Here is a 12264-nt window from a genome sequence, read left to right on the forward strand (position 1 = left end):
GGGACGAGGGTGTCAGATCAGGTCCGCACAGGGCTAGAACACGTCCGGGCACCACGGCCGGAGCGAGGTGCGCAGCAGCGTGTCCGCCACCGCCGCCGCGCCCGGCACCGACTCCTCCACCCTCCCCAGGGCCGCGAGCCGTACCGCCGACTCGTCGCCCAGGTACAGCGTCCCCAGCTCCGCCACGTCCATGGTGAGGTGCGGCTGCGCGGTGCTCGGCGCGCACGACGCGCCCTCCGGTGAGGCGTCCAGCCGGAAGCGGCCGCCCGCCAGGCCCGCCGGATCGCGCAGCTCCAGCACGAGGGTGCCGGACCCCGCGTACGTACGCGCCTCCAGGGCTTGTACGACGTCGAGGATCCGCACCCAGAGGAAGTCGGCGTGCGTCGTGACGCGCGCCGCGCGCGGGTCCGGCAGCAGCAGGGGCAGCAGGTCGTCGGGGGCGCGGTAGCCGGTCGTGACCGTGGTCATCCAGTCGACGGAGCAGACGAAGTGCCACAGCGCGCGCTCGGCGGCCGGGGTCACGGCGATCAGGTCGCGCACGGTCGCGGAGCACAGCGGCCGCTTGGCCTCCCAGGTGTCGTCGGTGGAGTAGCAGACGTACCCCTCCACCTCCCCGTCCGCCCCTCGGTACGTCGCGTAGAAGGGTTCCGTCCACGGCTCGTCGGGCAGGCGCGCGGCGCCCGTGCCGACGTCCCAGACGCGCTGGTCCCGGCTGACCACGCCGTGCCGCACGGCCCGCAGCCGGTCGTGCAGGCCGGGGCCGAGCTTGCGGATGTCGTCCGGCGTGACCAGGTCGACGCGGCCACCGTCGTCCGGCCCGGGCCGGCGCGGGTCGAGGCCCGCGCGCCGTACGTCGACGGTCCACTCGGTGGTCCAGGCGGCCGGGCCGTACCCGTACCGCCCGTAGATCGGGTACTCGGCGGCGATCAGCGTCGAGAGGGCCTCGCCGCGCTCCCCGGCCGCCGCGAGGTCCGTCGCGATCATGCGGCTGAGCAGCCCGCGCCGCCGGTGCGTCGGTGAGACGGTCACAGCGGACACGGCGTTCGCGGTGACCCGGGCGCCTCCGGGGACGGTCAGCTCCTGCGCGAACGAGCGGTAGGTGGCGACGCAGCGCCCGTCGTCGAACGCCCCCTGGGTACGGGCGAGGTCCACGTACGGGATCCTCTGCGCGACCTCTTCGTCCGGGACCGTGGGCGGCTGCATGAACCCGACGCGGCGGGCGCGCAGCCAGTCGGGGAACTCGGACTCGGTGACCGTGCGGACGTCGACGCTCATGGGCGTCACGCTAGGCGGCGCCCCGCGGCGGACGCACCCGGTTTTCCGGCCCCGCGCCCAGGGCTCAGAACGCCGCCCGTATCTCGCCCACCCGCCGCCCGCCGCCCAGCAGCGGGGCGTCGCCGATGCGGCCCACCACCGGCGCGTCCACGTCCAGCATCCGCAGCGCCCGCGCGAGAACCGGGCCCAGGGCGCGCCCGGAACCGTCGTCGATCTTGAAGGCGAGCGCCCGGCCGTCCGCGAGGGCCACCGCCTGGACCGCCTCGGCGCCCATCTTGGACAGCGCCCCCGGCACCTCCCGCATCAGCCAGGTGTCCGGGCGCCGCGTGCCCGCCACGTACTCGGGGTGCGCGCGCATCGCGTCGGCGACCCGCCGCTGCGGCGTCCCCGGCGCGGCGAGCACGTAGGAGCGGAACGCGCGGGCGAGGCCCACCAGGCTGATCGCCATCAGCGGCGCGCCGCACCCGTCCGTGCCGACCACCGGCACCGTCTCGCCCGACGCGGCCTGCACCTCATCGAGGATCAGCCGCTGGAGCGGGTGGAGCGGGTCCAGGTAGGAGGCGGCGTCCCAGCCGTTGAGCGCGCAGGCGGCCAGCATCGCCGCGTGCTTGCCCGAGCAGTTCATGGTGACCCGCTCCCGGACGTTGCCGGCGGCCAGGTACGTCTCCGACTCCACCGGGTCCAGCGGCAGGTCGGGCGGGGTCTGGAGGTCGGCCTCGGCGAGCCCGTGGTCGGCGAGCATCTTGCGGACGAGGTCCAGGTGGAACGGTTCGCCCGAGTGGCTCGCGGCGGCCAGCGCGAGGCGCTCCCCCGACAGGTCCAGGCCGGCCCGCAGCAGCGCCGCGGCCTGCATGGGCTTGTTCGACGAGCGCGGGAAGACCGGCACCGTCGGCTCCCCGGCGGACAGCTCCACGGTGCCGTCCGCGGCCAGCACGACCAGCGACCCCCGGTGATGGCCCTCGACGAAGCCGGAACGGACGACCTCGGCGAGGACCGGGGGTATGACTGCGGTGGCGGAGGAGGTCATGACGGCCGGCCTTCCGGGACGGTGACCTGTCTCCTCGTACTCAGCGGAGCAGGTCGTCTACTTGTGCTTCGCCTTCACGGTACCTGCGCGCGATCTCGGCACTGCAATCGTCGGCCGTCCGCTGGAGCTGCTGCCGGCGCCGTGACACCTGCTGCTCGTAGCGCGCGAGCCGCCCCATCGCGGCGTGCAGCTCTTCGTCCGTTCGGGCCGTCAGGTCCGACAGCTCCACCTCCGCCAGCATGTCGGCGGCCAGCCGCCGGTACTCCTCGCCGCGCGGTGTGGAGAGCGTCACATGGCGGGCCGACGAGCGGTGCCGCGACGGGGTGTCCGCGAGGATCTCCGACAGCCGGTCCACGACCGCCACCTCCGTACCGCCTCGGCGTGCCAGTTCGGCACGCAGGATGTCGATCCGGCCCTGGAGGAGCCTCCGTACGTAGCTCAGGTCGGCCTCGTCGCCGTGCGAGTCCCGGCGCAGCGCGCGCAGCTCCGGCAGCCGCATGGCCTTCAGGTCGTGCTGCCGCGCCTCCGGCAGGACGGCGTCACCGGTCCGCTGGGCCGGAGGCCGCAGCGCCCCTCTGCCACCGGCACATGTCATCGGTACGGGATGTGGCGTCTGCCCGGCGCCAGGTGTACTCATAGGAATCCGTCCCCTCGACCGGTGCGGAACACACCGCCTGAGAGGCATGGTGCCATTTGTGCCAGTGTCAATGCAGGCGCCTGCACCCGTTCGGACGCGGATAGGTTGGTCTGTATGCGTGCAGTGGTACAGAGGGTCGACGGGGCCAGGGTCGTCGTCGCAGGGGAGACGGTCGGCGAAGTCGTCGGTGAAGGACTGTGCGTCCTGGTGGGCGTCACCCATGACGACACGCCCGAGAAGGCGGCACAGCTGGCCCGCAAGCTGTGGTCGGTGCGGATCCTGGAGGGCGAGAAGTCCTGCTCGGACGTGAATGCGCCGTTGCTGGTGATTTCGCAGTTCACCCTCTACGGGGACGCCCGCAAGGGCCGCCGCCCCACCTGGAACGCGGCGGCGCCCGGCGAGGTCGCCGAGCCGCTGGTCGACGAGGTGGTGGCGCGGCTGCGGGAGCTGGGGGCGACGGTGGAGACGGGCCGGTTCGGAGCGGACATGCGGGTCTCGCTGACGAACCACGGCCCGTTCACGATCGTCATCGACGTCTGAGGACGCGGCGCCCTACGGCTCGACAACGACCTCCTGCGCCGCCGCCGTACCTCCCGCGATCAGGTCCGCGTCCACCGGCACATTGCGCTTGACCAGCGCGAGCGCGATCGGGCCGAGCTCATGGTGGCGTACGGAGGTGGTGACGAACCCGAGCTGCCGCCCCTCCTCGCCGTCCGCCTTCAGCCGGACCGGCGTGCCGTGCGGCGGCAGGTGCACCTCGCTGCCGTCGAGGTGCAGGAAGACCAGCCGGCGCGGCGGCTTCCCCAGGTTGTGGACGCGCGCGACGGTCTCCTGGCCCCGGTAGCAGCCCTTCTGGAGGTGGACGGCGCTGCCGATCAGGCCGATCTCGTGCGGGATGGTGCGGTGGTCGGTCTCGAAACCGAGCCGGGGGCGGTGCCCCTCGACGCGCAGCGCCTCGTACGCCCAGATCCCGGCGAGCGGCCCGTGGTCCTCGGCGTACGTCTCCAGGTCGCCGCGCGGCAGGAACAGGTCCCGGCCGTGCGGGGTCTCCCGTACGACGACACCGTCGGGCACCTCGGCGATGGAACCGGCCGGCAGGTGGACGACGGCGATGTCGTCCGTCCGGTCGGCGACCTCGACCCGGTAGAAGAACTTCATCGACTCCAGGTAGCCGATCAGCGCCTCCTGCGTACCCGGCTCGACGTGCGCCCAGACCGTCTCGCCGTCGTCGACGAGGTACAGGGCGTGCTCGATGTGGCCGTTCGCGGAGAGGATCAGCGCTTCGGTGGCGTGGCCGGCCGGGAGGTCGCTGACGGCTTGCGTGAGCAGCAGGTGCAGCCAGCCGAGCCGGTCGTCGCCGGTCACGGTGATGACACCGCGGTGGCTGAGATCGACCAGGCCCTTGCCGGCGGCGAGGGCGCGCTGCTCGCGGAACAGGTCGCCGTAGTGCGCGGCGACACCTTCGTCGCACCCCTCGGCGGGCACGGCGCCGGGCAGGGACAGGAGAGGGCTGGTCGGTGATTGTCGCAGCATGTGATCAGCCTACGACTCGCCGCCGGATGGAGCCTCCGCCTTCCGCCCCTTCGTCCCCTCCTTCTCCTTCGCCGCCTTCTGCGCGCAGTCCTCGCACAGCCCGAAGATCGCGAAGTGCTTCATGTCGGTGTCGAAGCCGAAGGTCCGGCGGAGCTTCGCGGTGAACTCGGCGGCCACCTCGACGTCCGCCTCGATGACGTTCGTGCAGTCCCGGCACACCAGGTGCAGGTGGTGGTGCCGGTCGGCGAGGTGGTAGGTGGGAGCGCCGTGCCCGAGGTGGGCGTGGCTGACCAGGCCCAGTTCCTCCAGCAGCTCCAGCGTCCGGTAGACGGTGGAGATGTTCACGCCGGAGGCGGTTTTGCGCACCTCGCTGAGGATGTCGTCGGGCGTCGCGTGCCCCAGCACGTCCACCGCCTCGAGAACAAGCTGGCGCTGGGGAGTCAGCCGGTAGCCGCGCTGCCTCAGGTCGCTCTTCCAGTCGGTGCTCACCACGCGCTCCAGTGTAGGAGCACCGACCGGGAAAACCGCGGGCTACTTGAAGAACGCGATGCCGTCGTCCGGCAGGTCACCGAGGTCCTTGGCCCATGCCTCGACCTGCTCGGGCGTGACGACCTTCTTCAGGTGGGCCGACATGTAGGGCCGCAGCGGAACCTCGGGCGTCGACTTCTCGCCGACCCACATCAGGTCGCCCTTCACATAGCCGTACAGCCGCTTGCCACCGCTGTAGGGCCCGGAGGCGGCGGTGCGGGCGACGGCGTCCGTGACCAGGTCGATCTGCGGCTTCTGGTCGGCGAGCTCGCCGTACCAGACCTCGACGATGCCCTGGTCGCGCACCATCACGATCTCGACCTTGCGCTCCTTGTCGATGCGCCAGTAGCCGCTCTCGGACTCCAGGGGCTTGACCTTGTTGCCCTCGGCGTCCAGGACCCAGGTGCGGGAGGTGTACTCGATGAAGTCCCGGCCGTCGTGGCTGAAGGTCAGGGACTGGCCGAAGTTGCACTTCTCGGCGCCGGGGAAGTCGGAGACGCCCGCGCCCTCCCACGTGCCCAGGAGGAACGCGAGGGGGACGAGGTCCGGGTTCAGGTCGGACGGGATCTCGATCATGAGCAGCTCTGTCGATCTGTAGGGGTGGCTGGAGGGAAGGTCAGCGCTGGCCCTGGTACAGCTTCTTCACGGTCAGGACGGCGAAGCCGAGCACGCCGACGCAGACCAGGACCAGCAGGGCGGAGAAGAAAGCCTCAAGCACAGGGTGCTCCTCGGTGAGCGGTGTGAGCGAAGAAAGGGCCGGGTCCCAGCGTAATGGGTGGGGCCCCGGCCCTCCGTGTGAGGTTCGGCCCAGGGGCGCGCACTACAGTTCCGGATATGGCGAAGAAGCTCGTGATCAAGGTGACCGCAGGGGCCGACGCCCCCGAGCGCTGCTCGCAGGCCTTCACGGTGGCGGCGGTGGCCGTGGCCAGTGGGGTCGAGGTGTCGCTCTGGCTGACCGGCGAGTCCTCGTGGTTCGCGCTGCCGGGCCGGGCGGCGGAGTTCGAGCTGCCGCACGCGGCGCCGCTGCCGGACCTGATCAACTCGATCCTGGCGGGCGGGCGGATCACGCTGTGCACGCAGTGCGCGGCGCGGCGGGAGATCACGGAGAAGGACGTACTGGAGGGCGTGCGCATCGCGGGGGCGCAGGTCTTCGTCAGCGAGACGATGACGGACGGCACGCAGGCGCTCGTCTACTGACGTTTCCGCTTGCCGTCGAGCTCGTCCCACCACTCGTCGGACTTCGGGTCGCCGGAAGGGTCGTCCCACCAGCGGTCATCCGGCCCCCTCCGGTTGGCGATCATCGCGGCGACCGGCGGGATGACCATGGCGACGAAGCACATCGCGATGGCCGCGGGCACCGACCACAGCCGGACGACGGCCCAGGCGCCCACGAAGAGCACCAGGCAGGCCGTCATCATCCGGAAGTAGGCACGCCGGCGCTGTGCGTACATACGTCCAGCGTACGACCGAAGGGCCGCACCTCGGTCCCGGTAAGCGTCCAACCCCCAGGAGGTGCGGCCCTTCGGCCGGTACAGCGGTGCCGTCAGACGGCGATGGCGACCTCGGCCAGGCCGCCCTGCTGGGCGACGACCGTGCGGTCGGCCGTGCCGCCCGGGACGAGGGCGCGGACGGTCCAGGTGCCCTCGGCCGCGTAGAAGCGGAACTGGCCGGTCGCGGAGGTCGGGACCTCGGCGGTGAACTCACCGGTCGAGTCCAGCAGGCGCACGTAACCGACGACGGGCTCGCCGTCCTTGGTCACCTGGCCCTGGATCGTGGTCTCACCGGGCTTGATCGTCGAAGCGTCCGGGCCGCCGGCCTGTGCTCCACACATGGGTACTCCTGAGGGGTGTGAGGGGTGGACGGGAGGTCCGGGACTACTTGTTGGCGCCGAGCTCGATCGGCACGCCGACGAGGGAGCCGTACTCGGTCCACGAGCCGTCGTAGTTCTTGACGTTCTCCTGGCCGAGCAGCTCGTGCAGGACGAACCAGGTCAGGGCCGAGCGCTCACCGATGCGGCAGTAGGCGATCGTGTCCTTCGCCAGGTCGACCTGCTCCTCGGCGTACAGCGCCTTGAGCTCCTCGTCGGACTTGAACGTGCCGTCGTCGTTGGCGTTCTTCGACCACGGGATGTTGCGGGCGCTCGGCACGTGGCCGGGGCGCTGCGACTGCTCCTGCGGGAGGTGCGCCGGGGCGAGGAGCTTGCCGCTGAACTCGTCGGGAGACCGCACGTCGACCAGGTTCAGGCTGCCGATCGCGGCGACCACGTCGTCACGGAAGGCACGGATGGACGTGTCCTGCGGCTTGGCCTTGTACTGGGTGGCCGGGCGGCTGGGGACCTCGGAGCCGTCGACCAGGTCGCGGGAGTCGAGCTCCCACTTCTTGCGGCCGCCGTCGAGGAGCTTGACGCTCTCGTGGCCGTACAGCTTGAAGTACCAGTAGGCGTACGAGGCGAACCAGTTGTTGTTGCCGCCGTAGAGGACGACGGTGTCGTCGTTGGCGATGCCCTTCGCGGAGAGGAGGTTCTCAAAGCCCTCCTGGTCGACGAAGTCGCGGCGGACCGGGTCCTGGAGGTCCTTCTTCCAGTCGATCCGGACGGCGTTCTTGATGTGGTTCTTGTCGTACGCCGAGGTGTCCTCGTCGACCTCGACGATGACGACCTTCGGGTCGTCGATGTGGGCCTCGACCCAGTCGGCGTCTACCAGGACGTCGCTGCGGCTCATGTGTGTTCTCCTCCGGGGCAGTGTGCGGCGGGGTGCGGCGGGGTGGTGCCGGATGCTCTTCGCGTCTTCGCGTACGGGGGGTACGGGCTCAACGGGTGGGTTCGGCACCGGGTCGGGCCTCGATGGTGGAACGGGCCCTGGAATACGGGAGGTCGGGCTCCCGCTCAGACGGAGCGACAGAGCATGGCGGCGACGCGGCACAGGTCTACTGCCCGCCGCTTCGTGAGATCCGCCTGTCGCTTCATGACGCCGATCGTAGGGACGGACCGGTGGCCGTGTCACCGGCGTGTCGTATCGTGAGACACGATCGTCCGGGATGTGGGACGGGGAGTCACCCGGAAGGGTGATGGCCGACCGCCGCGCGGGGCTTTGCCCCCCGTCAGCTGCGGAGCGGACGACCCCGTCTCACCATGTGGCCGAATAGAGCCGTACGGCGGCGCTTCAGCCGGCCAGCACGACGTCCGTGCCGGTGACCGTGACCACGACACCGTCGGGGGTCGCCTCGACCTTCGTCAGCTTCAGCCCGGCCGGCAGCCCGCCGACCTGCCGGTCGAAGTCGGTGCGCTCGCGGATGCGCTCCTCGACGCCCGGGATGCCCTCGCCGGGCACCTTGTCGGCACGTACGCGGATGGTGTCACCGCCCACGAGGCTGACCGAGGACAGCACGCTGCGCGTGACGCTGCCGAGGACCGGGACGTCGACGCTGCCGGTGACCTTGACTTTGCCGCTGCCGCCGTAGCCGACGGTGACGTCCTCGCCGGACGCCTTGCCGAGGTCGGCGTAGGAGATGCGGGCAGTGCCCGATGCGGAGGCGGCGACGGCGGTGGAGAAGTTGTTCTTCAGCCGTACGTTCTTCAGGGCGGCCTTCATCTCGGTGACGCGGACCTTGCGGCCGCCGGCCGACGCCTCCACGCCCGTGAGGGTGACGTCGACCTGGTCCAGCTCCTTGCCCATGACCTGGGTCAGGAACGGGAAGCCCTTGATCGAGACGTCCGGGGCACCCGCCAGGCCCTGGTTGGCCCGTATGCGCTCGGCGGCCTCGGACTCGGCGTAGTTCACCGCCAAGCGGTCCGCGATGGTGAAGAGACCACCCAGGATCACAGCGGTGATCAGCAGTATTCGCAGTGCTCGCATTGCCCGGTGTTCCCCCACCCTGTTCGCGCGCGTGGTCGCGCCCCGCCCCCCGTCACATCATGATCGACGCGCGAGGCTACTCATTGGTTCCCCGTCAGTCACCTACGCCACTCAGGCCAGCGCGCGCCCCAGCACGTAGACGGCGGGCGCGGCGACGGCGAGCGGCAGCGCCACCCCGGCCGTCATATGGACGAAGCGCGACGGGTAGTCGTAACTGGCCACCCGGTGGCCGATCAGCGCGCACACCCCGGCGCCCAGCCCCAGCAGCGCGCCCTGCGCCCCCATGCCGGTCAGCCCCCCGGCGGCGGCCCCGGCACCGGCGGCCGCGAGCAGCGCCACCACGAGCGACGCGGCGCCCGGCAGCGGCAGCGCGCGGGCCACCACCGTGACGGCGACCGCGAGGCCGCCCACGACGACCGCGTCCGGCGCCGCGGCCAGGTGCCCGGCCGCGACGACGGCGAGCGCGGAGGAGGCGACGGTGGCCATCAGGCCGTACTGGCGCTCGTCGGAACCGGCGTGGCTGCGCAGCTGGAGGACCAGGACGAGGAGCACCCACACGCCGAGCGTGCCGAGGATCGCGGCGGGCGCGTGCTCCTTGCCGGCGGCGAGCAGCGCGATGTCCGCGGTGAGGCCGCCCGCGAAGGCGAGCGCGATGCCCTGGCGGGCGGGCCACATGCCGTTGAGCCGGAACCAGCCGGCTGCGGTGACGGCCTGGAGCAGGACCAGCGGGACGAGCAGTCCGTACGACCCGATGGCGGCGCCCGCCGCCATCAGGATCCCGAGGAGCGCCGTCAGCAGGGCCGGCTGCATGCCCGGCTGGATGACCGGCGAGCGGCCCTCGGCGCGGGCCCGCTGGGCGTCGGTCATCCGCACGTGCCCGGCGGTCGTGGGCGCGCTGTACTCGGGCCCTGGAGCCGGACCGGAAACCGGCCCGGGGGCGGCCGGGTCGGGGGCGACCGGCCGCAGGTGGGTGGTGGGCGCGGGGTCCGGGGCGACCGGCCGCAGGTGGGTGGTCGGGGTGTCGTACGGAACCTCCGGGGGCAGCGGGTACGAGCCGGAGCCCCCGACCGCCCCCTGCGCCGGGAGGTGGGCGGTGTCCGCCGCGTACGGCTGAGCGGGCTGCACGGGCTGCTGGACGGGCGGCTGGTACTGGGTGTCCCAGGTCTGGCCCTCCCACGTCTGCGCGACGTCCGGGTGGTCCTGGTACCCGTGTCCGTACGGATACTGCTGATCGCTGCTCATGCTGTGCGGTTCACCCTCCTGCGAACGGCGGGAGCACCTCGACCGTGCCGCCCTCGGCAAGCCGTACGGTCTCATGGCTCCGGGTCCCGACGGGGTCACCGTCGACCAGGAAAGAACACCGCTGGAGTACTCGGACCAGCTCGCCCGGGTGCCGCTCGCGCACGGCGTCCAGCGCCTCGGCCAGGTTCTCGGCGGTGTACGGCTCCTCGGCGATCCCGGCGGCGGCCTTGGCCGCGGCCCAGTAGCGGATGGTCCCCGCTGCCATAGCGGCACTCCTTTCGTCGGCCTCGTCGGCATCCATCATGAGCTATGGCACCGACAGCCAGTCCGCGATGCGGGCGAGCAGGGCGTCGTCCGCCGCGTTCTCGGCGTGCCCCATGCCCGGCTCGATCCACAGTTCGGCCGGTCCGGCCGCCGCCAGCATCCGCGGGTGGTCGACCGGGAAGTACGGGTCGCGGTCGCCGTGCACGATCAGCAGCGGCGTCGGGGCGATCAGCGGCACCGCCTCGACGGGCGGCATCGGAACCGGGTCCCAGTCCCGGTCGTGGATGCGGGTGCGCAGCCCGTAGCGGCCCACCAGCCGCCCGGCGGGCCGGGTGACCACCCAGTGCAGCCGCCGCATCGGCGCCGTACCCCGGTAGTACCAGCGCGCGGGAGCACTGACGGCGACCACGGCGTCCGTACGCGCCCCGTCCGCCGGGTCCTTGTGGAGCGCCGCGTGCCGCAGTACCACCGACCCGCCCATGGAGAACCCGACCGTCGCCACGCGCGCGTACCCCAGCTCACGCGCCCACGCGACCGCCGCCGCCAGGTCCAGCACCTCCCGGTCACCGACCGTGGAGCGGCCGCCCGACCGGCCGTGCCCGCGGAAGGAGAACGTGACGACCCCGGCACGCCGCCCGAACGCGCGCGCCGCACGCCGCACCGCCGGCCGGTCCACCGAACCCGTGAATCCATGGGCGACAACAATGGCCGTGTCCGTGACACTGTCTGTATGCGGTGCTTTGTACGGCGCGTGAACCGCTTCGACACGGACCCCGTCCGATGTACGCAACGTTGCCCGCAGAGGGCCCGGAGTGATCGAGGGAACATCCACGATGTGAAATGCGCCCTCTTTCTCGGAACTCATGTGGGCTATTGTGCTCGGCAGAGGATCCGGGCAACGCAGCCCCCGGGTCCTTTTGTGTTTTCCGCCCGTTGTTACAGGCAGGTGAACAAAGGCTCTCAGGGCGCGGGGAGCCTCGTACGAAGCAGTGCCGCAACGTCCTCGCAGGGACCGAGGAGGAACCGACGTTATGGGCCGGCGAACCGTGCACGACCATAGGACGACGACACGAGCAGGTGGAGCGCGATGAGCTCTCTGCTGCTCCTGACCAATGCCCTCCAGCCGTCGACGGAGGTGCTTCCCGCCCTCGGACTGCTGCTGCACAACGTGCGCGTGGCCCCCGCCGAGGGCCCGGCCCTCGTGGACACCCCCGGCGCGGACGTGATCCTCGTCGACGGCCGCCGCGACCTGCCGCAGGTGCGGTCGCTGTGCCAACTGCTGCGCTCCACGGGGCCCGGCTGCCCGCTGATCCTGGTCGTCACGGAGGGCGGTCTCGCGGCCGTCACCGCCGACTGGGGCATCGACGACGTCCTGCTGGACACGGCCGGTCCGGCCGAGGTCGAGGCACGGCTCCGGCTCGCGACGGGCCGCCAGCAGATCACCGCCGACGACTCCCCCATGGAGATCCGCAACGGCGACCTGTCGGTCGACGAGGCGACGTACAGCGCCAAGCTCAAGGGCCGGGTCCTGGACCTGACCTTCAAGGAGTTCGAGCTGCTGAAGTACCTGGCCCAGCACCCCGGCCGGGTCTTCACCCGCGCCCAGCTCCTGCAGGAGGTGTGGGGGTACGACTACTTCGGCGGTACGCGCACGGTCGACGTCCACGTACGGCGGCTGCGCGCCAAGCTGGGCCCCGAGCACGAGTCGCTGATCGGGACCGTCCGCAACGTCGGCTACCGCTTCGTGACGCCCGAGAAGGTGGAGCGCGCGGCCGAGGAGGCCCGTACGAAAGAGGCGAAGGCGGCAAAGGCGGCGGCCGCCACCCGTACGGAGGACACCGAAGAGGTGCAGGAAGCAGCCGTACGACCTGCCCAGAGGTAGGTCACCCCGCGTAGACTGCCGC

Annotated in this window: 16 protein-coding genes; 3 read left to right on the plus strand and 13 right to left on the minus strand. The window is 71.6% G+C overall.

The genetic code is table 11. The annotated features are described in order from the left end of the window. Positions 1–33 precede the first annotated feature (33 nt). From BKD26_RS17170 to BKD26_RS17180, 3 genes are all read right to left on the minus strand, one after another. On the minus strand, positions 34–1275 hold the full coding sequence (locus tag BKD26_RS17170) for a GNAT family N-acetyltransferase (protein WP_084898929.1): 1242 nt from the start codon (positions 1273–1275) through the stop codon (positions 34–36). Positions 1276–1339: 64 nt separating this feature from the next. Next, positions 1340–2302 (minus strand): asparaginase, encoded by a 963-nt coding sequence (locus BKD26_RS17175; RefSeq protein ID WP_084898819.1) that lies wholly within the window; start codon positions 2300–2302, stop codon positions 1340–1342. 40 nt (positions 2303–2342) lie between these two features. Then, positions 2343–2939, minus strand: coding sequence for an ABC transporter substrate-binding protein (locus BKD26_RS17180; protein ID WP_084898820.1), 597 nt, complete (start codon positions 2937–2939; stop codon positions 2343–2345). A 114-nt stretch (positions 2940–3053) separates the two neighbouring features. On the opposite strand from BKD26_RS17180, the gene dtd reads away from it, so the two are divergent. Next, the gene (dtd, locus tag BKD26_RS17185; RefSeq protein WP_084898821.1) at positions 3054–3479 is read left to right on the plus strand and encodes a D-aminoacyl-tRNA deacylase; all 426 of its coding nucleotides are present in this window, start codon (positions 3054–3056) and stop codon (positions 3477–3479) included. Between the two features lie 12 nt (positions 3480–3491). On the opposite strand, the gene BKD26_RS17190 is transcribed toward dtd, so the two are convergent. From BKD26_RS17190 to BKD26_RS17200, 3 genes are read right to left on the minus strand one after another with little or no spacing between them, the layout of a single operon-like run. Continuing rightward, positions 3492–4472 (minus strand): glycine cleavage T C-terminal barrel domain-containing protein, encoded by a 981-nt coding sequence (locus BKD26_RS17190; RefSeq protein WP_084898822.1) that lies wholly within the window; start codon positions 4470–4472, stop codon positions 3492–3494. 9 nt (positions 4473–4481) lie between these two features. Continuing rightward, positions 4482–4964, minus strand: a complete 483-nt coding sequence (locus BKD26_RS17195) for a Fur family transcriptional regulator (RefSeq protein WP_084898824.1) — start codon at positions 4962–4964, stop codon at positions 4482–4484. 39 nt (positions 4965–5003) lie between these two features. Further along, positions 5004–5576 (minus strand): FABP family protein, encoded by a 573-nt coding sequence (locus tag BKD26_RS17200; RefSeq protein WP_084898825.1) that lies wholly within the window; start codon positions 5574–5576, stop codon positions 5004–5006. Positions 5577–5834: 258 nt separating this feature from the next. Here BKD26_RS17200 and BKD26_RS17205 point away from each other — a divergent pair, with 258 nt between their 5' ends. After that, entirely contained in the window at positions 5835–6197 is a 363-nt protein-coding gene (locus BKD26_RS17205) for a DsrE family protein (protein ID WP_084898827.1), read from the plus strand. Here the strand turns inward: BKD26_RS17205 and BKD26_RS17210 are convergent. From BKD26_RS17210 to BKD26_RS17245, 7 genes are all read right to left on the minus strand, one after another. Beyond that, entirely contained in the window at positions 6191–6451 is a 261-nt protein-coding gene (locus BKD26_RS17210; RefSeq protein WP_084898829.1) for a DUF3099 domain-containing protein, read from the minus strand. The two genes, BKD26_RS17205 and BKD26_RS17210, sit on opposite strands and share 7 nt — an antisense overlap. 92 nt (positions 6452–6543) lie before the next feature. Continuing rightward, positions 6544–6831: a DUF1416 domain-containing protein gene (locus BKD26_RS17215; RefSeq protein WP_064067594.1), complete on the minus strand. Its 288-nt coding sequence runs from the start codon at positions 6829–6831 to the stop codon at positions 6544–6546. A gap of 43 nt (positions 6832–6874) precedes the next feature. Then, on the minus strand, positions 6875–7720 hold the full coding sequence (locus tag BKD26_RS17220) for a sulfurtransferase (RefSeq protein WP_084898831.1): 846 nt from the start codon (positions 7718–7720) through the stop codon (positions 6875–6877). Between the two features lie 441 nt (positions 7721–8161). Further along, positions 8162–8854, minus strand: coding sequence for a DUF2993 domain-containing protein (locus tag BKD26_RS17230; protein WP_084898833.1), 693 nt, complete (start codon positions 8852–8854; stop codon positions 8162–8164). 111 nt (positions 8855–8965) lie between these two features. Next, positions 8966–10096, minus strand: coding sequence for a hypothetical protein (locus BKD26_RS17235; RefSeq protein WP_084898835.1), 1131 nt, complete (start codon positions 10094–10096; stop codon positions 8966–8968). A gap of 10 nt (positions 10097–10106) precedes the next feature. Next, positions 10107–10361 carry a MoaD/ThiS family protein gene (locus BKD26_RS17240; protein ID WP_084898837.1) on the minus strand — a complete coding sequence of 85 codons (255 nt, stop codon included), beginning with the start codon at positions 10359–10361 and terminating at the stop codon, positions 10107–10109. Between the two features lie 42 nt (positions 10362–10403). After that, positions 10404–11225, minus strand: coding sequence for an alpha/beta fold hydrolase (locus tag BKD26_RS17245; protein ID WP_084898838.1), 822 nt, complete (start codon positions 11223–11225; stop codon positions 10404–10406). A 222-nt stretch (positions 11226–11447) separates the two neighbouring features. Here BKD26_RS17245 and BKD26_RS17250 point away from each other — a divergent pair, with 222 nt between their 5' ends. Next, complete coding sequence (locus BKD26_RS17250) at positions 11448–12242, plus strand: response regulator transcription factor (protein WP_073757166.1); 795 nt, start codon at positions 11448–11450, stop codon at positions 12240–12242. Positions 12243–12264: the final 22 nt, after the last annotated feature.

The organism is Streptomyces sp. CB03238 (genome assembly GCF_002099185.1).
GTDB lineage: Bacteria > Actinomycetota > Actinomycetes > Streptomycetales > Streptomycetaceae > Streptomyces.